This is a genomic window from Cupriavidus metallidurans CH34, assembly GCF_000196015.1.
GTDB classification, from domain to species: domain Bacteria; phylum Pseudomonadota; class Gammaproteobacteria; order Burkholderiales; family Burkholderiaceae; genus Cupriavidus; species Cupriavidus metallidurans.
Genome location: NC_007974.2, coordinates 2287098 through 2310841 on the forward strand (window position 1 = coordinate 2287098; position 23744 = coordinate 2310841).

The window sequence follows — 23744 nt, forward strand, 5'->3', positions numbered from 1 at the left end:
TCGCGGAGGCTGTTTGGTTAAAGTAAAACGGCCTCGTCGGCGGTTTTGCCGAGTTGGTTGTAGTAGTTTGCCTCAGCCTCGGCGGGCGGGATATAGCCGATGGATGAGTGCAGGCGCTTATGGTTGAACCAAGCGACCCATTCCAGTGTTGCCAGTTCGACGGATTCCCTGGTTTTCCAAGGCGCGCGGCGATGGATCAGCTCGGCCTTGTACAAGCCATTGATCGTCTCGGCCAAGGCGTTGTCGTAACTGTCGCCACGGCTGCCGACCGACGGCTCGATGCCGGCTTCGGCCAGGCGTTCGCTATAGCGGATGCTGACGTACTGCGATCCCCTATCGGAGTGGTGGGTCAGAGAACCGTCGTTGCCAGGCTGGCGAGCGTATAGGGCCTGCTCCAGCGCATCGAGCACGAAGTCCGTCGTCATGGATTTGCTCACGCGCCAGCCGACGATGCGCCTGGCGTAGACGTCGACGACGAAGGCCACGTACAGCCAACCCTGCCATGTCGAGACGTAGGTGAAGTCCGAGACCCAGAGCTGATTGGGACGGTCGGCCCGGAACTGCCGGTTGACGCGATCCACCGGGCGACTGGCGGCGTCGTCAGCGATGGTCGTTCGCAGCCGCTTGCCGCGCCGCACACCTTGCAGTCCCTGGGCGCGCATCAATCGCTCGACCGTGCAGCGGGCAACCGTCACGCCCTCGCGGTTCAGTTGCCGCCAGACCTTGTCGGCGCCGTAGACGCGATGGTTCTCCTGCCACACTCGCTGGACTTGCGGCATGAGCCGTTCATCACGACGCGCACGGTCGCTGCGCCGTGACGGATCACGCAGCCGTGCGGCATGGCGCCGATAGGCCGACGAGGCAACCTGCAACACCTTGCAGATCGGCTCGACCCCGTAAACCTCCCGGTGCCGGTCGATGTAGGTGTTTACGACTTCAGCTTGCGGTCGAGCTCCGCCTGCGCGAAAAAAGCGCTGGCAGTGCGCAGGATGTCGTTGGCGCGGCGCAGCTCTCGGTTCTCCCGCTCCAACTCCTTGATGCGTTCTCGCTCGCTGGTGGTGACGCCTTCGCGCTGTCCGCTGTCGACTTCGTGGCGCTTGACCCAGGTCAGCAGCGTCTGCGCCGAGCAGCCGATCTTGGGCGCGATGGACTCGACCGCCACCCACAGCGACGGGTACTCGCCGCGCGACTCCTGCACCAGGCGCACGGCGCGCTCGCGCACTTCCGGGGAAAACTTGTTTGCGTTGTTCTTGCTCATGGCTCGCATTCTCTCAAGAGTGAGAGCCTCCGCAAAACCCGGGGCGATTCAATAATTGCTACGTTTCTGGTCATATCCGTGGTTGAGTCGAACCTACTTCGCACCAAACGCCCCGGAGGCTGTGAGTTCAGAGATTTGGCGGTCGCTGAGTTTGAGAACGTCCTTGAGCACCTGCTCGGTGTCAGCGCCGACGGCGGGTGCGGCCGTTGCAGCCCGCGCTGGCGTACGACTAAGCCTAAGAGGCGTAGAAATATTGGGAATCCAACCTTTCACTGGATGCTGGATTCGGCTAACCAGGTTGCGAGAGGCTGCTTCGTCAGACGAGAGTGCCTGAGCCAGCGTTTTGACTTGACCACTTGGAACCCCGGCTGCGCGGAGTTTCGGCTGCCAATAGGCCCACGGATGCTTGCCGAATTCTTCCCCCATGAGTTTGAATAGCTCGTCGCGTCGCTCCAAGCGATTGGCCCGCTTCGACAAGACGGGGTCATGAGCGATGTCTGGGCGATCAAGTACCTGTTCAAACAGCCGGACGAAGATCCCGTCGTTGCCGCAGTTGATGTAGAACGGCACGTCCTGGCAGTGGAAAACGCCCGACGGACACGTATCCGGGCTGGTATTACCGTTACGCTGAGGTTCATAGCCGGTCGTCAAATGCTGCATGGCTGCGAACCCAGTCATCAGAATGGCTGTGTCGAAAAGTGCGACCTCGACAAACTGACCTTCGCCGTCCTTCGCGCGTCCCAGCAGGGCGAGAAGGATCGCGTTAGTCGCCATCATTGCGGTACTGATGTCCATCACTGCGGCGCCGGTCCGGACTCCCTGGCGGTCCGAGTAGCCGTTCATCGAGATGAAGCCGCTCTCAGCTTGCGCGATAGGGTCGAATCCGAGGCGATCCGCATAGGGCCCTGTCCGCCCATACGCCGAGACCGAGCAATAGATGAGCCTTGGGTTGAGCTTGCGACAGGTCTCGTAGTCGAGCCCAAAACGCTCCATCACGCCGGTCGAGAAGTTCTCAACAACGACATCCGCCTCTGCGATCAATGACTTTGCGAGGGCCAGGCCCTCCGGCGACTTCATATCGATGCCGATGCTTCGCTTGTTACGGTTGGTCCACAGGTAGGGAGCACCCTGAGCCGGAATTTCCGGGTCCATCGGCGGGTAGTACCGAAAATCATCGCCCTTCACGGGCGCCTCTACCTTGATGACATCGGCACCAAAGTCGGCCATCGTCATCGTGGCCAATGGTCCGGCGACAAAGTGCGTGAAATCAATTACACGGACGCCATCCAGGACGCCGCCGCTCTTTGGCCCACCAGCCTCATGTTCCGGTAAGGATTCAACGCGAGCTTGGTCGAACATGTCTCTCCCCTCGTTCCGCAGCAAGAGCCCTATAAGCCTCTTTCTGCTTCTGTTTTGTTAGCCGCGGTCAAATCGGCCGCTTTGGTTGATCCGTTTAATGGTTCTACCAAACTATTCTACGTAAGCCGAGACCGAGACGTCAATGGGATTGACGGACATGCGACTGCCCGCACTCGCGGATCAAAAGCAGTGAAACCAACTGAGGGGGAGACGAGGTGCCCGAACAGGCGGGAGGCGCGGACCGACATCCGCAAGTACTGCAAGGATGAGGCTTGGCAGCGGGAGATGCTCAATGCCGTCACAAGGGTACGTCGTTGTGCGACGCAGCAGACGCGCACCGGTTTGCGATGGTTTGGACCACAGTGCAGCCGGCCATCGAAAAGGAAACCGCCCAATGCCAAGTAACATCCTGACGTTGGACGGCTTCAGAGAATTGCTATTTGTTGGCTCTGGGAACAAACAGCGCGGATGTTTCGGTGAACTCTAGCAACCCTGCTTTTCCGAACTGCCGTCCAAGACCGGATTCCTTTGCTCCGCCAAACGGCACCAAGGGGTCAACGCCCACATGTCTGTTTATCCATACGGTGCCAGCTACCAACTGCCGCGCTACGTGCTCTGCCATTTTGAGATCATTGCCCCACACAGACGCACCCAATCCCATCGATCCGGCATTCGCACGCTCGATCGCTTCCTCATCGGTTTGAAAAGATAGGACTGGAAGCACTGGCCCAAACGTCTCCTTGTCGACAAGGGAATTTCCTTCTCTGACGCCCGATACGACTGTGGGAGCAATGAAGAATCCCTGGCGGCTCAACGCTTCGCCACCCGCGACAATGATTGCTGCCGGGTCTGCGGCCACTTCGGCCAGAACTGCTTTTACCGACTCGTATTGCGCACGATTCTGAACCGGCCCCATTTGGCTCGTCGAGTCAAAGCCATCGCCTACTTTGGCTTTAGCAGCTAGGCCTCCCAGCTTTTCAACCAGGCGCTCATGAAGATCCTGATGTACGAAAAGGCGCTTTATCGCCATGCAAACCTGACCACTGTTGATGAACGCCGCAGCGAACAGCGCGGGTGCAATCTTGTCAACGTCCGCATCCTGGCGGACGATGCAGGCGTCGTTTCCACCTAGCTCAAGCGTTAAGCGCTTCAGCGAGGCTGCAGCGGACGCCATAACTCGTTTCCCTGTTGGCACAGATCCAGTCAGGGAGATCTTGGCGATGTCCGGGTGCGTGCAAATCCTTTCCCCAAGATCATTTCCACCGTTCAAGACGTTCAGCACTCCAGGGGGGAACAGGTTCGATGCGTACTCACCAAGTCGCAGCGTGGCCAGAGGAGTGTATTGGGACGGCTTTAGTACAACAGTATTGCCAGCGTAGAGTGCATGGGTGATCTTCGGAACGGCGAGTCCGATGGGAACGTTCCAAGGGGCAATGGCACCGACAACGCCAATCGGCTTGTGTTGCAGAATGACCCGACCAGATTCATCTTCGCGAAGAATCTCGTCGTCGATGTCAATCGTGAGCATGGCCTCGAGCAGCATGGCGGCACGCATCACTTCCGCTTCAGTCTGGGCGAGAGGTCGGCCTTGCTCTAGCGTCAGCAGCGCAGCCAACTCCGCAACATGCTCCCGAAGAATCGTGGCTAACCCCTTTAGAGCCGTTCTGCGCTCTGTCAATGGCAAGCCACCCCAGCTTTGTTGCGAACGCCGGGCAGCGTCGACAGCTTCGTCAAGCTGTCGCAAAGAAGCCACGGGCGCAATGGCGCAAGCCTCGCCGGTAGCTGGGTTAATGACTTCAAGCGTTTCGGCCCCATCAACCATCGAACCGTTAATCAGTTGCCGGACCGGATTGCCTCGCAAGGCTTCAGAAATTGCGTCCGCAGTTAGGTATTTCATAGACGTCCTCACTCGATCACTGACCAGGGATGGCCAGCAAACGGCCAGCAACCCGACCTTGTGCAAGCTCTTCTAAAGCCTCATTGACCGCAGACATTGGGAGCGACTTGAGATTGACCGGCGAACCCTTTCCTTTCTCTTGTAGCAAATCCAAAAGCGCTCGCATTTCCTCCACCGAGCCGACATAGGAGCCCCTCAGAGTCACGTTCCGCATGGGCAAAAGTGCAGTCGACAAAGAGATGGCGCCCCCAAAAAGGCCCACGACGACGACGGTGCCTCCGCGGGCCACACTCTCCAGCGCCACGCCCGTCGTCTGCGCCGAGCCGACAAAGTCGACAATCGCTCGAATCCCATTTGGCGCTGCTTTTCGCAAATCCCGAGCCGCGTTTTCGGAGCGAAGATTGACCACCTCATGTGCCCCCGCCGCTGATGCGCGGGCGAGCTTTTCGTCATCGATGTCTGCGACCACTAGCCGCGCAGAAGTGAGCTGCGGCGCCAAACCAAGAGCCGCGAGCCCTAACCCGCCAGCGCCGATTAGTACTAGCGTGTCTGCCTCGAGCATGGGAGGAAGCTTCTTCAATGCACTGAACGAGGTTAGCCCAGAACAGGCACAGGTAGCTGCAAGCAGCGGATCGAGATTTCCGTAATCCAGGAGGTATTGCTCATGCGGTACCACGACGTAGTCAGAGTATCCCCCCGGCTTACGGGTACCGAGCGCCCGCCCACTCTCACAGTCAACTTCACGGCCGTTGGTGCAATTCAGACAAGTCCCGCAACCGTGCCACGGGTAGACAACACAAGGCGTCCCCGCCTTGACTGACGCCTCACTGCCAGCCTCTGCAACGACCCCAACGATCTCATGGCCCATCGTAAAGGGCAGCTTTACCCCAACACTCTCGAAAGAAATGTGCTTCCCATTGCCAAGATCCAGCAAGCCATCCCGAATATGGAGGTCACTATGGCAAATCCCACAGGCTTGCACCTTTACGAGAACCTCAGTACCGACCGGCTTTGGTCTGTCTCGCAGAACCTCCTGGAGAGGCTTGCCCCACTCCACGATGTCGTAGCTCTTCATGTCGTTCCTCCGCTTATTGCGTCGCCGCTTTGGGCGAACGTTCTTCCAGCAGGAGGGCGTCCAGCATGCGGCGTACCTTCAGCAGAGTGCCGTCTGCGGCAATGGCGACCATCGGCGCATCAGGTGCCGTCGAAATAACCGCCTGTTGTGCCTCGATAATTTCTCGATCTTCATCAAAAGCGTGGGCGACCTGCTCTGTCAGACGGCGTGTCAAATCCTCGGTTGTCGACGTAAAATTGTTGTGAGCTGTCGCCCAGAAGTAGTGGGCAGTGTTTTCGTCGCATGGCGTCAAAGCAATGAACGTGTGCAGCTTCATGGTGGCGGGATCAAGGCTCTCATATCCCTCCCCTACCGGAGCGATGACCGAGTCCTGCACGAAGAGATTTCCCCGGATGTGCCAAACGTAGTAGTTAAAGCGATCTACGTTCTCCGGCAACTGACCGAGTTCTCGAGCAAAAGCCGGGGGCGGACTGCCTAGCGTTGTGAATCTGACCGACACCGTTTCGCCCTGGAACTCGGTCTCCGGACGGATATTCCCTTGCTTACGCGTGCCGATGGACTTGTTGTGAACGAAGCCCAAATGCGAGAAATCCAGCAGATTGTCAACAATCAACTGGACGCCCGAGGCATAACGGAGATATCCGCCCTCCTCGACACGCCATCCCTCACGATTGTGCCAATGCACCTGCTTGATTTCCGAAGCGTCAGCCAGCTCTGGCTGCCCCATCCAGATCCAGACAAGATTGTCCCGAACTTCTGTCGGAAAACTGCGGACCTTGAGTTTGTCGGAGATCCGCTCCTGCCCAGGAACCTCCACGCATTGGCCCGCGCAGTTGAACAGAAGACCGTGATACATGCAGCGGATTTGGTCACCTTCCTGCTGCCCTTTGGACAACGGCGCGGCGCGATGACAACACCTGTCCTCCAGCGCGGCAACTGATCCATCACCGCGACGATAGAACACGATGTCTTGACCGAGAAGTCGACGGGAAACCAGCTGGTCCTTTTGAAATTCCGAATTCCAGCCGGCCACATACCAGGCGTTTTTGAGGTACATAGAGTTGTCTCCTTATGTCGCACGGCAGCAGATTCGGCTGCGCTTTGCGCTTTTGTTGAGGTCCAACTCACTCTATGCGTTCGCTCAAACACTGTCTGCCACCCGACCGGGTGACAAACGTCAACTCAGGATGCGTGAGCGCGCCCACCCCTCCCAGTACTCGAGATACGCAACAACCAGCTCGCGCTGAGAGCCTATCTCAATCCTCTGATAGGCCCGTTTCACGTAGCTCTTTACGGTATCTACGCTAATACCTAGGTCGCTTGCGATTGCCGGCAAGGAGAAGCCAAAAATGACCCGCGCGCAGACCTCGCACTCTCTCGCTGGCATACCGCTTACGGCACGAAGGCACTGCTCAGCCAGCTCCCTTGATGCGAACGCGTCCGCCGGACGGCCGTGTTTGACAGAAGAGACAAAATGTCGATCTACCAAGGCCATGATGACGGGACTCCGGGACAGCAGTGATTCGATGTCTCCGTACAGGAACGGTGCACTGCTCCGCCATCGCAGAAGGCTAATTGCGTAGGTTGCTGCCTTGTTCTTGTAGCAAACAAGGAGTCTGTCCACGAGATGCGTGTAGACAACGTCCCGCAGACGATGATCCGCGATGTCGGTGCGCCTAAGCCGTGCATACGAGAGACTATTCGATTCGAGACCAACGAAAGCTTGGTGCAAGGCGGGATCAGTTTCCCAGAGCTTGCCATTTGCATAGGTGTCAATGCGCGTCGCCGATTCGAATCGATTCGGATCGCTCATGGCAACCACGTCGACGCGATCTGAGGCGATTCGATAGCATGCACAAAAATCGATGCGGCAATAGTGGTCCACCAAGACGTCCAGTTGCGATCCAAACGTCTCAGTACCAATCGCTCCCACGGCGTCCGCCATGAAGCTTGTGTCATCAGCAGATCCTGCACCCATCTTGGCTGTCTCCCCACGCGTCATCTGCACTTACATCAGCGACGTCTTCGCTCTCTCTCGAGGTCTTGTCATCGGCCCTATCTATCCCGACGCCAAGCATAACAAACACCAAAGCGCCGGCTGACGCATAAGTGGCCAAGCCACTACCGGATAGCGCCACGCGTTAGTGGCTCCGACTGCGCCGGTTTTCCGCAGAGAGGGATGCTTGCATCCGCAAGCGCGCTCCAGTTCCTTGGCGTCGACCAACGCGTGCACAAGCTCGCTGCGCTTCCAACCATTTTGGTGGGGCCACTTTGGTACGAGCACTATAGAAGATATGTGCAAGGAAGCGTACCGAGGGAATTCCCGGTCTCACAGACAAGAGCTTTATACGCCACTTAAATGCCAAAAAATGGCCGCCATATGGCACGATTGCTCATCAAATGTCCTCCGCGTAAGGGTTACTACTGATTTTTTCGCGGTCTTTCACCCCTAGAATTGGCCCCACCAGATTGGATTACCAAAAAGGACCTCACAATGCTTTCTCGCGAAGACAACGAACTGCTCGTGCGCGTCGGGCCTGGCACGGCCATGGGCACGATGATGCGGCTGTACTGGATCCCTTTCCTCAAGTCCTCAGAGGTAACTGCCGGGGGTCAGCCTTACCGCGTCAGGCTCCTTGGCGAGGATTTGGTTGCATTCCGTGACAACAGCGGCAATGTTGGCCTGGTCGACCACACGTGCCCTCATCGTGGCGCGCCGATGGTCTTTGGTCGCAACGAGAATGACGGGCTGCGCTGCGTGTATCACGGCTGGAAGTTCAAGGTCAGCGGCCAATGTGAGGAGATGCCTTGCGAGCCTGCAGACAGCCCGATGTGCAAGCGGATGAAAATCAAGGCCTACCCTGTCAAGGAACGCAACGGCATCCTGTGGGCCTACATGGGCCCTGATGCCGAGAATGCCCCGGAGCTTCCCGACGTCGAATGGAACATGGTGCCGGAGGAGCAAGTTGCCATTTCCATGCGCGTTCAGGAATGCAACTGGCTTCAGGCGTTGGAAGGCGAACTCGACTCCGCGCACGCCGCCATTCTCCACGGCCGTGTTGGCGAAGGCGGCGTCATCAACCAATGGCGCCAGGCGCAGGATCTGAGCCCCACGTTCGAGTGTGTGCAGCACGACGCCGGAATCAGCATTGGCGCACGCCGGAAGACGCCGGACGGCGAAAACTATGTTCGCGTCAATCAGTTCCTGATGCCGTTTTGGACCCTGGTCCCCCCCCAATCCCAGTTCCCTGAACTGAGCGGCCACGCATGGGTACCCATCGACGATGAGCACACGCTGTGCCTGATGTTCTCGTACCACCCTGCAAAGCCCTTCTATGAGCGCACTCGCAAGCTCTTTAAGGAAGGACACAACGGGCGTGAGACCGGTCACCACTCGGACAACGCGTTTGAAAAGCGTCCAGTAACGGAGCCGTATCACACCTACTGGAGCAAGTTCAATCGAGGTAACGCTTACCAGTTCGACTACCAGTCCCAAGTGGAAAAGTACAACTCCGGCATGCCAGGTTTGTGGATTCAGGACGCAGCCTGTCAGTCGGGCACAACGCCGATTCTCGACCGGAGCAAGGAGCACCTCGGCACGAGTGACACCGGTGTTGCTCGCATGCGCCGAGTTCTGCTGGAGGCAGTCAAGAAGTTGGTTGCAACCGGTGAGCATCCGGTTTCAAGCAATGCACCGGCGGCGTTCCGGTGGCGTGCCGTGTCGCTGACCATCCCACTTGGCGGCGACTGGACGAAGCTAGGCGAAGAAGCAATGCGCGCCGAACCGGGCAAGGACTTTGGCTACACGCCCTGATACGTAGTACTGGAAATGAGCATGAACACCTCGCAAATTGAACTTCGACTGAAGCGAATCACGTTCGAAGCAGAGCGCATCTCTTCGTTCGAATTTGTTTCCGCTGATGCGAATCCCTTACCGGGCTTCCAACCCGGCGCACACATCGACCTGCATCTCCAACAGGGAATGATCCGCAGCTATTCCCTTGCCAATGCAGCGTCGGCAGATCCTTTGTATTACCGTGTCGCCGTCCAGCGCGAACCCAATGGCCGAGGTGGCTCCCGCTGGGCCCACGACAAACTCCGCGTGGGTGACAAGGTCTGGGCCACGCCTCCACAGAACGACTTCCCCCTTGACGAATGTGCGTCGAGCACCGTTTTCTTCGTGGGCGGCATCGGAATTACCCCTGTCCTTCCGATGCTCCGCAGACTCGACGCCATCGGCCGAGAATGGAAGTTGATGTACGCCAGCCGTTCACCGGGCGAAACCGCCTTCGCCGAAGAGCTCCAGCGCATCGATGCCGGGCGAGGCCGGATTGTCCATTTTCATGATTCCGAGCCTGGTCAGCGTCTGGAGATCCGTGCCACGGTTGCAGCACTGCCCGCTTCAACGCATGTGTACTGCTGCGGCCCCACCGGCATGATTGACGACTTCCTGGCAGTCACCGCCGAGCGAGACCCGTCCACAGTTCACTACGAACGCTTCGGTGCAGCCCAACAGGCGGCAACGGAGGGCGGCTTTGATGTGGTCTTGCATAGGAGTGGCGCAAAGTACCGCGTGGAGCCCGGCAAGACCATCCTGGATGTGCTGTTAGATAATAACGTTGCAGTGCCCTATTCCTGTTGCAACGGCGTCTGCGGAAGCTGCCGGACGGAGATCATCGATGGTCAAGCCGACCATCGCGATGACTTCCTCAGTGACGAAGAGAAGCAGGCCAACCAGGCCATCATGGTTTGCTGCTCTGGCGCACGCTCCAAGACGCTAGTGCTAGACCTTTGATCGGCGGGACAGGGCAACAGAACGCCAATGGAAAGCAAATCATGACCTACGCACAAGAAGCCACCGCTGAACCGCGCGCCAGCGCCGGCACGAACGTTATTGCCGGCATCCTGGCGTATTTGCAGGACCGGCGCCTGCAACCAGGCGATCGCTTGCCATCTGAGCGCGACCTGGCCGAGCGACTCGGTGTTGGCCGAAATGCTGTTCGTGAAGCGCTTGCGACTCTTGTCACACTTCGGGTGGTCGAGTCGCGCCCCAACTCCGGCGTCTATCTGCGTCACATGTCCCGGGAAAGCAGCTTCGAAGCGCTCGTACTGCTGACCGACATTGGCGCAACGCCCACCCCGACTGAGGTGACGGAGACGATGGAGGTTCGTGCCCATCTTGAGTTGCTCGCCGTCAGCCTGGCGTGCCAACGCCGCACCGACGAAGACCTCGCCCGGATGGAAGCGATCCTTGCCCGCACTGACCAAACGCTCGAGGCTGGCGGAAACATCGCCGAGATGGATACGGATTTCCATATCGCCGTCGTCGACGCCGCACACAACTCAGTGCTGGTTCGCACCCTCAACGCCTTCTATCGGTTTACCGCACGCCGACGAGAAGTACTGTTTGCTGACCATACCCAAGGCCTCGCGTCGGCCCGCGAGCATCGCCAAATGCTGGAGCACATCAGCAACCGCGACATCTCAAAAGCTGAACGCTTAATCCTCCAGCATATGGATCGAGCAACCACCTACTGGTCCAGCTACCTGGAAACCTGAACCTAGCGGCCACCGAGCCGCGACCCACAACTAGGAGACAAAACCATGCGCCCCCGGTCTTTGAACCTGCGTGCGATGCTCTCGCTCGCCCTTTTTTTGGCATCGCCCTTCGTTTTTGCCAAGGGATACCCCGATAAGCCGATCCGGCTCATCGTTCCCTACGCTGCTGGCGGCAGCACCGATCAGCTCGCTCGGATCATTCAAAAGCCGATGAGCGAGTATCTGGGACAACCCGTTGTTGTCGAAAACAAGCCGGGCGCAGGTGGCGCCATTGGTACCGACGTGGTCGCAAAATCGGCGCCCGACGGATACACCCTCGTCTTCGGTAACACTGGGCCAAATGCCGTTATTCAGCTGCTGCGGAAGGTGCCGTACGACACGCTGCGAGACCTCCGTCCGATTTCCACGGTCGCGATTGCACCGATGATTCTGGCCGTACCGGCCGACAGCCCAGCGAAGTCCATGAAGGAGTTTCTCGCGTATGCCCGCAAGCAAGGCACGGCGATGAACATTGGCTCGGTTGGCAATGGCTCGCTGTCGCATCTCACGAGCGAGTACTTCAACGAGATGGCTGGACTGAAGATGGAGCACATTCCGTACACGGGTGGCGCCCCTCTGATGACGGCGTTTCTGAACGGTCAGGTCCAAGCTGCATTCGTAACCGGTCTTGACGGCGCCGTGATGGTCGGGTCGGGCAAAGTCCGGTACTTGGCCGTGGCCTCTCCCGGCCGAACTGAGGTCGTACCGGGTCTTCCCACCATGGCCGAGGATGTTCCCGGCTTCAAGAGTCAAGCCTGGTTTGGCGTACTTGCACCCAAGGGCATCCCCCCGGAGGTAGAGAAGAAGCTGCGCGATGCAATCACCAAAGCCGTCGCACAGCCCGAGGTGCGCAAGATCTTTATCGACCGCAAAGTCGAACCTCGCAGCGGCAGCGCAGAAGACCTGGAAAAGCTCATCCGCGACGAGATCGGGCAATGGAACCCGGTTATCACGAAGTTCAACATCCGCCTCTAAAGCCCAATCTAGCCATGCTGAATAATATCGAAGCGGATTTTCCGCCGCACGTTCCGCGCCCTGCCGATGCACCGACTGCTCTCGACGGCCTGCGCGTCGTAGATTTCACTCACTTCATTGCCGGCCCGTTCGCAACAATGATGCTGGCCGACATGGGCGCCGACGTCATCAAGATTGAAGCGCCGGGGCGTGGCGACGACTTCCGCCAGTATCCGCCAGTTCACTCGGACCTCGGACAAGGTGCGCCGTTTCTCTGGTCCAATCGCAATAAGCGAAGCATTGCCATCGACCTGAAGACGCCGGAAGGTCTCGATGTCGCGCGAGAACTCATCGCCAGTGCTGACGTAGTCGTCGAAAATTTCTCCACCGGCGTGATGGAAAGGTTTGGCCTCGACTACGCAACCTGCAAAGCCGACAACCCACGTCTGGTCTATTGCTCGGTATCTGCGTATGGTCGCACCGGTGCCTTCGCTGACCGCCTTGGATTCGATCCAATCGCCCAGGCAGAAAGCGGCTTCGTTTCGATGAACGGATATTCCGACCGCGAAGGCGTCCGCGCGCTGTCGCCGGTGATGGACATCAGTACGGCCATGATGGCCTGCAATGCCATTTTGGGAGCTCTGCTGGCTCGTGAGAAGTCAGGTAAGGGCCAGGCTGTCGAAATTGCACTCTTCGACAACGCGGTTCTGATGACTGGCTACGCTCCGATGCAGTACCTGTTCAGCGGCGCCGACCCTCAACGCCACGGCAACACGAGCCCGGACACCTGCCCGTCTGGCGTTTTCAAGGCAAAGGACAAGTCCTTCTATATCAACTCCGGCAACAACGGCATCTTCCAGCGCCTGATGACGCAAGTTATCGGCCGTCCGGAGCTAGCTGCCGATCCAAACTATGCGACGGGCGATTTGCGCCGAGCCCGTCGCGACGAGCTCTTCGAGATTCTCGGCAATGCGTTCGCAGAACACCCCTGGAGCCACTGGCAAGGGCTGATGCGTGCGGCAGGCATCCCCAGCGGAGAACTGCGTAGTGTCGGCGATGCCATTCGCTCGCCCGAGGCACGAGAAAGCCGGATTGTCAGCCGAATCCCCCACCCCAAGGTCGGTTGGGTTCCGAACATCGCCTCCCCGATTCGCTACAGCGATACGCCTATGGTCGATCCAACGCCGGCGCCCGCGGTCGGCGAACACACACTGGAAGTACTCCGGGATGTGCTCGGCTATGACGATGATAAGGTCGAAGGTCTGCGACGTGCCGGAGGCCTGGGCAAAGGCCAGCGCGAACTATCCAAGGAATCCGCATCGTGACGCGAACGCTCAAGGGACAAGTTGCGGTGATCGGCATTGGCGAGAGTCAGTACTATCGCCACGGCAAATCGCCCGACAGTGAATTCAAGCTTGCACTGCAGGCCATTCTGGCTGCTTGCAAAGATGCCGGCATCGATCCGCGCGAGATTGACGGCTTCTCGTCGTTCAGTGATGACCGTAACGATCCTTCGCGAATTGCCGCTGCACTGGGCCTTCCCAGGCTTAGGGCGACGACGATGCAATGGGGGGGCGGCGGTGGCGGCTGCTGTGCGGCAGTGGCCAATGGCGCAGCTTCCATTCAGGCCGGCTTGGCGGATTGCGTGGTTGTCTTCCGCTCCCTCGCTCAGGGCCAGTTTGGACGCTTTGGTCGCACTTCCGGCGTCGATACGATTTCCGGGGAAAAGGCATACCTGATGCCTTACGGGGTGCTCACGCCGCCTCAGCGTTTTGCCATGCGAGCACGACGGTTCATGCATGACCACGGCGTCCGGCAGGAAGCCCTGCGCGCCATTGCATTGGCGTCCTACCACCACGCGCAGTCCAATCCTCGGGCCGTTATGTACGGAAAGCCGCTGAGCGAGGAGAAGTACGACCAGTCGCGATGGATTGCCGAACCGTTCCATCTGTTTGACTGCTGCATGGAAAATGATGGGGCTGCGGCCGTGATCCTCGTATCGGCAGAACGTGCGAAGGATTTTCCGGGCAAAGCGGCGTACATCCTCGGAGCCGCCGCAGGCTCCGGGTATCGAACCGGCGCCATCCCCCATAACTCGCCGCTCTATGGCAGCGCCAGCTTCGACACTGTAGCGCCCGACCTATTCAAGATGGCCGGCATCAGCCATACCGATGTGGGTGTAGTTCAGAGCTATGAGAATTTCACGGGTGGCGTGGTGATGGCGCTTGCGGAGCACGGATTCTTCAAGCCGGACGAGGCGAACGAGTTCCTGACCCTGGAAAACCTTATCGCTCCGTCCGGGAAGCTCCCGCTAAACACGAGCGGAGGAAACCTTGCAGAGTGCTACATGCATGGCTTCGAACTCGTCCTTGAAGCTGTCCGTCAAATTCGCGGTACATCGTGCAACCAGGCTCCGAAGAACGATGTTGCCTTGGTAATCGGTGGGCCGATGGTAACCCCTGTCAGCAATCTTTTGCTGGCATCGCAGGAGGTGGCGCAATGACCGACCAAACCGTCGATACCCCATACCTCCCTCCTGGTCTGCCTATTCCCGTGGCTGAACCGGACGGACTCTCCGCTCCATTCTGGAATGGCTTGCGCGAAGGTCGTCTGCTCTTCCAGCACTGCAATCATTGCCAAACTTGGCAGTTCGGCCCCGAATGGCTGTGCCACCAGTGCCACGAGTTTGATCCAGGATGGCGAGAGGTTGAGCCTCGTGGCCGTATCTACAGTTGGGAACGTGTTTGGCACGCCTCTCACGACGCACTGACCGGACACCCACCGTATCTTGCTGTTCTGGTCGAGCTGCCAGACGCCGGGAATGTTCGCATTGTGGGAAATCTCCTAGGAGACCCCATGCAAGACGTCGTCATCGGCTCTGAAGTCGTTGGGGTATTTGAACACCACCCAGACGCCAACCCGCCATTTTCCTTGCTGCAGTGGCAACTGGCCCCCGTCAGTTCGATCGACTGAGCAGCACTGCAGATATGACTACTTACGATCTCGTAGTCTGCGGCGCAGGAGCGGGTGGCATGACGGCCGCGCTGGTGGCCGCCCAACTCGGACTCAGCGTCGTGATTTGCGAAGCCACCGAACAGGTCGGCGGCACCACATCTACTTCGGCTGGAACGTTGTGGCTACCAGGAAATCGCCATGGCCTCCAAGCCGGCCATGGCGACAGCACCGCTGCAGGCAGCCAATACCTAGACGCGCTGATCGGGCCCGATGACCATCTCGGGCGGAGGAACGCATTTCTCGAAAGCGCTGGGCCGGCCATCGAGTTCCTCGAGACGCAATGCGGACTGGCCTTCGTTAGCTCCGGCCAGCACCCGGACTATCTGGACCTCCCCGGCGCCGCCGTCTACGGACGAGCGATATCGCCCAAAGAGTTTGACGGACGCCTGCTTCGTGCAGATTTCGACCGTGTGCGCCCTCCCCTCAAGGACTTTCTTGTCCTCGGTGGCATGATGGCGAACAAGGCCGACGTCCTGGCACTTCTCGGCCGCTATCGCTCGTGGCCAGCATTCAGGCGAACGGTTCAATTGGTCTTACGCTATCTCCGCGACAGGATTTCCTATGCACGAGGAACTCGCCTTGTCATGGGTAACGCTTTGGTCGGACGAATGCTCTTTCGCTTGCGGCACTCAGGTGTGGAGATCCGATTCGGTACGAGGCTACTCTCGATTGAAAAGTCGGGCAATCGGGTATCCGGCATCGTAGTCGAACGAAACGGCGTTACCTCAAGCATCAGCGCGCGTCTCGGCGTAGTTCTCGCGACCGGCGGAATTGGGCACAACGAAAAGCTACGCCGTGACCTGCCGACCGGAGCCGTCGAATCGCTCGCCCCTCCGTCCGTACGGGGCGATGCACTAGCCGCAGCGCAGGATGTCGGAGCAATCATCGAACGCCAGGCGCGTGACTTCCTGTGGCAACCGGTCTCCCGAGTCCCAGACGGAAACGGTGGATGGCGCTTGTTTCCCCATCTCTACCTCGACCGCGCTAAACCTGGTCTCATCGCAGTGAATTCGGCGGGGCAGCGATTCGTCAACGAGGGTGCGTCATATCACCACTTCGCGGAATGCATGATGGGTTCCGGCAAGACTCTGGATGAAAACTTGCCTGCCTATCTCGTATGCGACCACCAGTTCATTCAGAAATATGGGATCGGCGTTGTCCCTCCAGGCTGTCGCAATTTAAGCCCGTTCAAGCGATCCGGATACTTGGTTTCCGCAGGTTCTATCTCTGAGCTTGCGCAGAAGATCGGCGTCAGCCCTTTTGGACTGTCGGCGACACTGCAGCAATACAACGCCGACGCTCTTGACGGCAAGGACAGCGCCTTCGGAAAAGGCGAGACTTCGGTCAGTCGATTCAACGGCGACGCAAGCAAACATCCCAACCCATGCCTAGGTCCGGTCCAAGCGCCACCATTCTATGCGGTCCAAGTGTTCCCTGCTGACGCGGCAAGTTGTACGGGCCTTCGGACGGACAAAGATGCGCGAGTCCTTGACGACACGGAAACCTCCATCGATGGACTATACGCATGTGGCAACGACATGGCGTCTGTCTTAAAGGGAGCCTACCCTGGCCCGGGCGCTACGCTGGGACCGGCCATCGTGTTCGCTTACCGCGCTGCGCTTCATGCACAACGGAAAACGTTGACATCGTCCCAAAAAGAAGCGCGAGTCTATGAGGAGCAATAGAGCAATGCTGAAACCTGAGCACGGTCGTGGACCTCTCAATGGAGTGCGCGTTGTCGAGTTTGCAGGGCTAGGACCTGCACCGTTTGCCTGCATGATGCTGGCCGACATGGGTGCAGACGTTGTCCGCATTGACCGGCCGGGGACGAAAGCGCGTGACAACGATCTAGTTGGCCGCGGCAGGCGCACGGTGCTGCTGGACCTCAAAGCCGAAGGTGATATCGAACGAGCTCGCTCACTATTGGCACAGGCAGACATCCTCGTTGAAGGCTTCCGTCCTGGTGTAATGGAACGCCTCGGCTTGGGGCCCGATACGCTGTTGAATATCAATCCCCGCCTGGTGTACGGACGAATGACGGGCTGGGGCCAGGACGGCCCCCTCTCCCTGGCTGCCGGACACGACATCAACTACATAGCACTTACCGGGGCACTTGCCGCGATCGGTGATGGCGACGGACTGCCAGTGCCGCCGCTTAACCTGGTCGGCGACTACGGTGGAGGAAGTCTATACCTCCTCGTTGGCATCCTCGCAGCACTGCATAACTCTCGCGAGACCGGGCACGGACAAGTCATAGACGCTGCAATCTGCGACGGTGCTATGTCACTAATGACATTCGCGCAGAGTCAACGGCTCAACGGCTTGTTTAAGGAGCAACGCAGTAGCAACATGCTCGATGGCGGCGCACCTTACTACACCACGTATCGCACGAAAGACGACAAGGTGGTCTGCGTGGGCGCGATTGAACCGCAATTCTTCGCGCTTTTGTGCGAGAAGCTCGGCGTAAAACCGGAACTGCGTGATGCGCAAAATGACCGCAAGCGTTGGCCAATATTGCGAGCCGAGCTGGAGCAGATATTCAAGGGCCAAACACAAGCAGAGTGGACTGCGTTGCTCGAAGGGACAGATTCCTGCTTCTCACCTGTGATCTCACTTGGCGAGGTTTCATCTCATCCGCATATGGCCGCCCGCGGAGCTCTGACCGAGGTTGACGGCGTAGCCTGCCCGGCACCTGCCCCTAGGTTCTCTCGGACTCCCACAGTCATCTCCGACCTCGATAGGCTGCTGACGACGGCAGAAGACATCTCGCGACAGTGGGAATCCACAAACAACAGGTAACCCCTGCCCTCTTTCAGAGCGCAGAACATGGAGAAAAGATGAGCCTACGATATGGCAGCGTCCTCTACGCGGTAAAAGGTAGCGTGGCAATCGTGACGTTAAATCGGCCCGAGTTTCGCAACGCCTTGGGCGGCACGATTCGGGAAGACATCATCGAAGTGATGGCGGTCGCTGAGGCAAACGATAGCGTTCGAGCCATTATTCTCACGGGTGCTGGAAGTGCCTTCTGCTCGGGCGGAGACCTGAACGAGCTGTATCTCCGCGCAGTTCAGGGACAGACGATCGCTGAGAAAACAGAGCCCATTCGTGACCGGACACTCCTCGCGGTGTATGAGGCAAAGAAGCCAGTGATAGCGGCAGTGAATGGCCCGGCCATGGGCGCGGGAATGAACCTGGCACTGGCCGCAGACATTCGTATCGCGTCGAAAGAAGCTCGGTTCTCCCAAGCTCACACGATGCGCGGGATGATGCCCGACTATGGAGGCACGTATCTGCTACCGGCGCTGTTGGGTAGCTCAAAGGCGTACGAGCTCATCTGTACAGGCGCCACTTTGGATGCCGAGGAAGCGTTGAGGCTTGGCTTGGTTAGCGATGTGGTGGAACCCTCGACTCTAATGGATCGAGCCCGCACGATGGCTCAAGCTATTGCGCTCAACGCTCCTATTCCGATTCGCTTGGCGAAACGAGCCGTCCAACAGCACAATCTCGGAGGGTTGCGCGAAGCCTTGGCCCGCGAGACTGCTGCCCAGAACGTCTGCTATGAATCCCAAGATGCTCGCGAAGGATTACGATCCTTCCTCGAGAAGCGAACTCCGACATTCCAAGGGAAATAATTTCCACTCCGAAGCGGCGCGGCGCTAGAAAATGCCGGAGCTATACCGCGGCCGACTAGGTCTTGCCGGTCTCCGGATCGCGGTACTGCGGAGATGACGATTCCTTGATTCCTTGGGTGCCTCGGCGGCTACGCTTCCAACGGGTGGACCACGGTAGCGCTTGCCCTGGAAGTCCGCACGCTGAAATGGTCAACCGTGCCATGCCCACTGACTACAACGTGACAGGGGGGCCGTAGCGCCCTGTCATCCTGCACGCACCGCACGGCTTACAGAGCCGCGTCCTTCAGCTTTTTCAGTGGACGAACCTTTACCTTGACGGATGCCGGCTTGGCAGCAAACCACTGATCCTGACCAGTGAACGGATTCTTGCCGAAGCGCTTCTTCGTGGCCGGAACCTGGATTGCAGCCACCTTAAACAGGCCGGGCAGCGTGAATTCGCCAGCGCCCTTCTTATGGATCGCGCTCACGATGGTGTTCTCGAGATGGACCAGAACAGTCTGCACAGTCTTCTTGTCCAGTTCAGTCTGGGCAACCAGGTGGGCCAGCAGGCTCGACTTGTTGAACGTGTCCTTCAGCGGCTTGGCCACCGGCGCCGCCGCAGCCTTCTTTGCTACCGGAGCAGCCTTCTTTGCCGGCGCTGTCGCTTTCTTTGCCGCAGGTTTCGTAGCGGCTGTCTTCTTCGTTGCCATGAGGCTCCTATTACAGGATATCGGCACCATTGCCGGTATCCGCGCAGCATAGCGAAGATATGAGCTGGCCCGCAATGGGGGCGGCTCATAGTATGTTGCGATGTGTTACACCCCCCGCCCCGATCGGGGCTACCGGCAGTCAGCTCTGTCGAGCCTGATCGCCTTGGCGTGTGTGACTACACCCAGGGCGCTCAATACCGGGACAAGTGCGCTGGACCCTTGGCAGAAGTTCTGAAGCTGGGTAAGCGGTAGAGGGTGCTTAGCGAATCGCTCAAGACTCTAATGGCGAGATCTCCCCTACCTTGGCCATCGGCGCCGGCCGGCTTAATAGCCCGCCGGCGCTGCTCCATGTTCCGGACCTGATCCACTTCCATCCAGACGCTGCAAGTCTCGAAATATAAGCATCACTCACTGCGCCAAGCGGGAACTAGGCTATTGGAACGTGTGTTCTCCCGCTTCGACAGTCTTGAGCAGAATTCGTACGTCGCCTTCCCTTCGTTCCCGCACATCTCAAATTCTCCAGTCAATTGCCGATAGAGACTGAGGCCGGTGCTTTTTCGTCCAAAATGTATCTCTGCAGCGATCTACCACTATCTTCGGAGATAGGATAGCTCCCAAAACTTTCAACGGACCTCAAGCAAGTTCGCCAGAAAATAGAGACTGCACCATGATCCTGCTCGACGCATCTATAATCTTCTCTTCTGGCAAGACTGTGAAAAAACAATGGCCATATTTTTACCGACATATGATCAAACGAGCTTCGTAAGCGAAGCCGAGCATGGGCTTCATCAACTCTTCGCGGCTCTCAGCGACGACTTTACAGTCATTCATTCCTGCCCTTGGTTACGCTCAACCGCGAAGCGAATCTTCTCCAAGGAAATGCACAGATACATTAATCTTTTTCGCAACGAAAGAACTAACGTTACGGGTGAGATTGATTTCATCATCGCTCATCCAAAGTACGGGCTACTTTGCATCGAGGCCAAAGGTGGCGAATACCGACAGCATGGATCGAAATTTGTTCACGTATATAGTAACAATACAATCGATCCGCTCGAACAGGTAAAAGACAACGCTTTTACCGTTATTAATCTAATCAAAGAGCGTCACATCCAATGCCCGGTTGGTTATGCCATCTACCTTGACTCTAGTTCAATCGACACCACAAATTTGCATCCTGGTCTTGCGCCAATCGGTGCATCCAAGCTCGCAGACGGGATTCTGATTCTCAAACAGCATGAACATCGAATCGCCGAAAGGATCGTTGAGCTTTTCGACTTCTGGTCTAACACGTCAGACTTCGCAGGACGCGGCGATTTTGGTAAGGAAGTAGACAAATTCGTCAATACGGTCTGGCCGAAAGAGGCACTGAACGATTCCATTGGTCGAAAAATTGCATTCGATGAGCAGGTATGGCTCAAGTTCGACGCGAGCCAACATCGTATTGTTAAAGCTTGCATGACGAATGAAAAAGTCCTCGTCGCTGGCTTCGCAGGTACCGGAAAGACGTTGTTAGCCAGCGCTACGGCAATCTCACACGCAGAAACAGGTCGCCGAGTACTCTATTTGCTTAAGAATCGAAAAATCGCGGCTCATCTGGCCGAAGAATTTTCCAAGAATCATCTCAGCAAGTGGATAGAGGTATCCACCTTCCATGCGTATTGCGATGCGGTAGGATCGGATGGAAATTTCAAATCTGAAGAGTTCGCCACGCTCCATAGATATCTACTAACCCGTAATAATCTCGAGATCGACTGTCTGATAGTTGACGAGGCGCAAGGCTTAAGTGAGGAAGAGCATAACTCGTTGAACATTCATTTCGGAAACGCAAGGAAATATATATTTACCGACGAGCATCAAATCTTCAGGGCGTACGAGACCGGGGTGGACCATGTTCGCCTTCAGAGCATCTACAATTTGGACAGCAAGAATTCATACAGACTTTCTTCAGTCTATCGAAGCCCGCATTGTGTAACAAAAAGGATTCTGGATCTCATCCACGAACCAAACGAAATCGTAAATAAACGCACCGACAAAGACGGGAAAATAGACACATATTTCGTATATGATCTCGAAAAATCAATAGAGAAATGGATCATAGAATTGCTTGCAAAAGGTGCTCGGGCAGAGGATATTATCCTTCTGACGCATTACGATGTGAAATATTCAATCCTAGATGTGCAATGCTCGACAATTGGTGCTTTTCGAGGGATGGAGAAACCTATTGTTATCGTCTTGCCGATTGCTGACACAGACAACAACACCCTGGCATGTGCATTGGGAAGATGCACTACGCAAGCGATCATTCTCGCTGATATTTCAAGTTTTATAACTGCGCCACACAAAATCGCATCTATCTATCTTCGGAGTTCTTTGACTGCGAAACTATCAGTACTCAAGGAATACGATGAGCGTCGTGATAAGCCAATTTTCATTGAGAATCTCATCATCCAATTCGGGTTACCCACTTATGCCCATGCCAAAGGAGGCTGCGATTTTTCTTATTCGCCGAGTTGGCGGTGCTGGATTGTCATGAGTGAGAAGTTTCCCAACACCGTTTCACAGTTGTGGGCAGCATTTCTAGCTACGCTCACCGGTATCCATATCTATGGTGTCAATACCGTAGAAAACTGGCTCGGACACGCTCTTGAGGTGATGCCTTGCGATAGCTGTGGAACATGGACTCCTCATGCATATCCAAAACTGAACTGCGTCTCATGCGACGCACCCTCACCGGACTTCGCAGTGTTGGACGATATCGAATGCGTGCGTTCAGGCGGCAACCCTCCGATACCTTCGCTTGCTCAATCGATCGTAAATGTTATTCGCTTGATTGAGCCGTCTGGATTCGTTGCTGGTCCGCCCCACCAAGTATCCACGCCTACAAACGACATTTGGCAGATGTTGATACGCATCATCTTGCTCTTTCATGGCCAATCGCTATCCCGGGAAGTCCAGCGAGAAGAGATTGATGCTTGGATAGCGGGCTATCTTACGTTCGATCCAGATGTCTCAATCCAAAAAATTATCGGCGGAGCTATTTCTGGACTGTGCAATACCGGCAAGATGACGAAGACTAGTGAACGGAGGTATCGCTTTCTTATATCCGAGGAACACTTGACCTAAGTTCTAGGTGCCGACAACCCTTCGCATTAAATGCTACGCGTCTTTCTGACTGCTATGGAAAATGCAACGCTGCTAAAACTCATTTCATTGAACGAGTACTGTCCATGTCAAGTCTATTACTATCCACGCCTACGCGAGTCGCACTCCAGAGCAACCAACAGAATCCCATTAATGGCAGTGACTCTGAATCTTACGCGATGGCAAAGATCATCTTGGCATGCCGAGGTGAAGGCCAATGGGGGTCACGCGAAGAAGATAATTCCAAGATCGATATGTTCTTCTCAGCCGCGCATCCTTGGTACAAGGGAGAACGGCTCGTCATTTTGTCGCAAGTGAAGTCTGGAAATAGCTACGGCGCGTCCCAAAACAGTGGCTTCAAGCTTACGACGCGGGCCAAGAAGGAAGCGGTAAAGACTAGTCACGAAATTTGTCTCGCGTGGGTCGATCGAGATGCAAACGAGATTTATTGGGCCTACGTTCACCCGACAACCTCGGTGCGCCCTCAGGAGTATGGCGCCTATCATCGCGTTACGCCGGCAATGATCTATGACCTCGCGAGGTGCGCCAATCATAAGCGTTCCGGGAGCACCGGCGGCCGCGGAATCATCATTCGTCAACGGAGCGCAACACCGATAGATAAGCCGCGCCGAGAACGAGTTCAACTTGCCTATCGTTCGTTCAAGAAAATTCTTTGCCCAGCAATCGGTGAGATTGAGCTAACACGGCTTGGCTGGCGACACATGTTTCGAAAAAGCCGACGGAAGAAAAACAAAGCATCAAGTATGGATCTCATTCCTTACTTAGATAAACTCCTACGGCAATCTCCGTCACAGCACGCAATTACGGAGCATCAGACCTTCACCTCCAAAGGCTACACTTATCGAGTGTGCGAGCATTTGATGAAGTACGACCAGGTGAAGATCATAGATACAGCGACATTGGCAACTACTGATGCCGTAGCACACATCCGTGTGGTGGAGGAAATTCGCTATCCTGAAAACTGGGAGTGCAATGTCATGCTCTCTCAGCTTATCGACCGTCGTGTAGTCTTGCGTTCAGCTTATCTGAAGACGTAGATGCGGCAACGGGCTGCCAGTACTTGCTTCAACGCTCTGCCGGAAATGACCTAGCTAAAGTCTAA

The 23744-nt window shown here is 56.9% G+C and carries 19 protein-coding genes and 1 other annotated feature; of the genes, 12 read left to right on the top strand and 7 right to left on the bottom strand.

The features are described 5' to 3' along the window. Positions 1-17: 17 nt before the first annotated feature. From RMET_RS28310 to RMET_RS31865, 6 genes are all read right to left on the bottom strand, one after another. Positions 18-1267, bottom strand: a protein-coding gene (locus RMET_RS28310) for an IS3-like element ISRme15 family transposase (RefSeq protein WP_085960508.1) whose coding sequence is annotated in 2 segments (ribosomal slippage) — positions 18-973 and positions 973-1267 — 1251 coding nt in all. Because the reading frame shifts where the segments join, the coding sequence is not laid out codon by codon here. Next, positions 858-974: a sequence feature (AL1L pseudoknot), on the bottom strand. Its footprint overlaps the gene before it by 117 nt. Before the next feature lie 84 nt (positions 1268-1351). After that, positions 1352-2617: a CaiB/BaiF CoA transferase family protein gene (locus RMET_RS28320; RefSeq protein ID WP_011519946.1), complete on the bottom strand. Its 1266-nt coding sequence runs from the start codon at positions 2615-2617 to the stop codon at positions 1352-1354. 436 nt (positions 2618-3053) lie between these two features. Next, positions 3054-4514 (bottom strand): aldehyde dehydrogenase family protein, encoded by a 1461-nt coding sequence (locus tag RMET_RS28325; RefSeq protein ID WP_011519947.1) that lies wholly within the window; start codon positions 4512-4514, stop codon positions 3054-3056. A gap of 16 nt (positions 4515-4530) precedes the next feature. Further along, on the bottom strand, positions 4531-5589 hold the full coding sequence (locus tag RMET_RS28330; protein ID WP_011519948.1) for an alcohol dehydrogenase: 1059 nt from the start codon (positions 5587-5589) through the stop codon (positions 4531-4533). A 13-nt stretch (positions 5590-5602) separates the two neighbouring features. After that, positions 5603-6646, bottom strand: a complete 1044-nt coding sequence (locus tag RMET_RS28335) for an aromatic ring-hydroxylating dioxygenase subunit alpha (protein WP_011519949.1) — start codon at positions 6644-6646, stop codon at positions 5603-5605. Positions 6647-6766: 120 nt separating this feature from the next. Next, positions 6767-7567: a helix-turn-helix transcriptional regulator gene (locus RMET_RS31865; RefSeq protein WP_157139118.1), complete on the bottom strand. Its 801-nt coding sequence runs from the start codon at positions 7565-7567 to the stop codon at positions 6767-6769. 516 nt (positions 7568-8083) lie between these two features. Here RMET_RS31865 and RMET_RS28345 point away from each other — a divergent pair. Genes RMET_RS28345 through RMET_RS28390 form a run of 10 tightly spaced genes read left to right on the top strand, consistent with a single transcriptional unit; the run spans position 8084 to position 18788 of the window. Beyond that, positions 8084-9403 carry a Rieske 2Fe-2S domain-containing protein gene (locus RMET_RS28345; protein ID WP_011519954.1) on the top strand — a complete coding sequence of 440 codons (1320 nt, stop codon included), beginning with the start codon at positions 8084-8086 and terminating at the stop codon, positions 9401-9403. A 21-nt stretch (positions 9404-9424) separates the two neighbouring features. Further along, positions 9425-10384, top strand: a complete 960-nt coding sequence (locus RMET_RS28350) for a PDR/VanB family oxidoreductase (protein WP_231138545.1) — start codon at positions 9425-9427, stop codon at positions 10382-10384. Between the two features lie 41 nt (positions 10385-10425). Further along, the gene (locus RMET_RS28355) at positions 10426-11148 is read left to right on the top strand and encodes a FadR/GntR family transcriptional regulator (protein WP_011519956.1); all 723 of its coding nucleotides are present in this window, start codon (positions 10426-10428) and stop codon (positions 11146-11148) included. A 45-nt stretch (positions 11149-11193) separates the two neighbouring features. Beyond that, on the top strand, positions 11194-12162 hold the full coding sequence (locus tag RMET_RS28360; protein WP_011519957.1) for a Bug family tripartite tricarboxylate transporter substrate binding protein: 969 nt from the start codon (positions 11194-11196) through the stop codon (positions 12160-12162). A gap of 14 nt (positions 12163-12176) precedes the next feature. Further along, a complete protein-coding gene (locus RMET_RS28365; protein WP_011519958.1) occupies positions 12177-13466 on the top strand; it encodes a CaiB/BaiF CoA transferase family protein in 1290 nt (429 codons plus the stop codon). Beyond that, a complete protein-coding gene (locus RMET_RS28370; protein ID WP_029309869.1) occupies positions 13463-14644 on the top strand; it encodes a thiolase C-terminal domain-containing protein in 1182 nt (393 codons plus the stop codon). The genes RMET_RS28365 and RMET_RS28370 overlap by 4 nt, the downstream gene beginning before the upstream one ends. Continuing rightward, positions 14641-15114, top strand: a complete 474-nt coding sequence (locus tag RMET_RS28375) for a Zn-ribbon domain-containing OB-fold protein (protein WP_011519960.1) — start codon at positions 14641-14643, stop codon at positions 15112-15114. The genes RMET_RS28370 and RMET_RS28375 overlap by 4 nt, the downstream gene beginning before the upstream one ends. Before the next feature lie 14 nt (positions 15115-15128). Beyond that, positions 15129-16841 (top strand): FAD-dependent oxidoreductase, encoded by a 1713-nt coding sequence (locus RMET_RS28380; protein WP_035821323.1) that lies wholly within the window; start codon positions 15129-15131, stop codon positions 16839-16841. A 4-nt stretch (positions 16842-16845) separates the two neighbouring features. Continuing rightward, on the top strand, positions 16846-17955 hold the full coding sequence (locus RMET_RS28385) for a CaiB/BaiF CoA transferase family protein (RefSeq protein ID WP_011519962.1): 1110 nt from the start codon (positions 16846-16848) through the stop codon (positions 17953-17955). 38 nt (positions 17956-17993) lie between these two features. Then, positions 17994-18788, top strand: a complete 795-nt coding sequence (locus tag RMET_RS28390) for an enoyl-CoA hydratase/isomerase family protein (protein WP_011519963.1) — start codon at positions 17994-17996, stop codon at positions 18786-18788. A gap of 266 nt (positions 18789-19054) precedes the next feature. On the opposite strand, the gene RMET_RS28395 is transcribed toward RMET_RS28390, so the two are convergent. Further along, a complete protein-coding gene (locus RMET_RS28395; RefSeq protein ID WP_011519964.1) occupies positions 19055-19477 on the bottom strand; it encodes an HU family DNA-binding protein in 423 nt (140 codons plus the stop codon). A 723-nt stretch (positions 19478-20200) separates the two neighbouring features. Here RMET_RS28395 and RMET_RS28400 point away from each other — a divergent pair. Together RMET_RS28400 and RMET_RS33060 are read left to right on the top strand one after the other, a co-directional pair. Continuing rightward, positions 20201-22603: a nuclease-related domain-containing DEAD/DEAH box helicase gene (locus RMET_RS28400; RefSeq protein ID WP_011519965.1), complete on the top strand. Its 2403-nt coding sequence runs from the start codon at positions 20201-20203 to the stop codon at positions 22601-22603. 197 nt (positions 22604-22800) lie between these two features. After that, positions 22801-23679 carry a hypothetical protein gene (locus RMET_RS33060; RefSeq protein ID WP_152560204.1) on the top strand — a complete coding sequence of 293 codons (879 nt, stop codon included), beginning with the start codon at positions 22801-22803 and terminating at the stop codon, positions 23677-23679. Positions 23680-23744 lie beyond the last annotated feature (65 nt).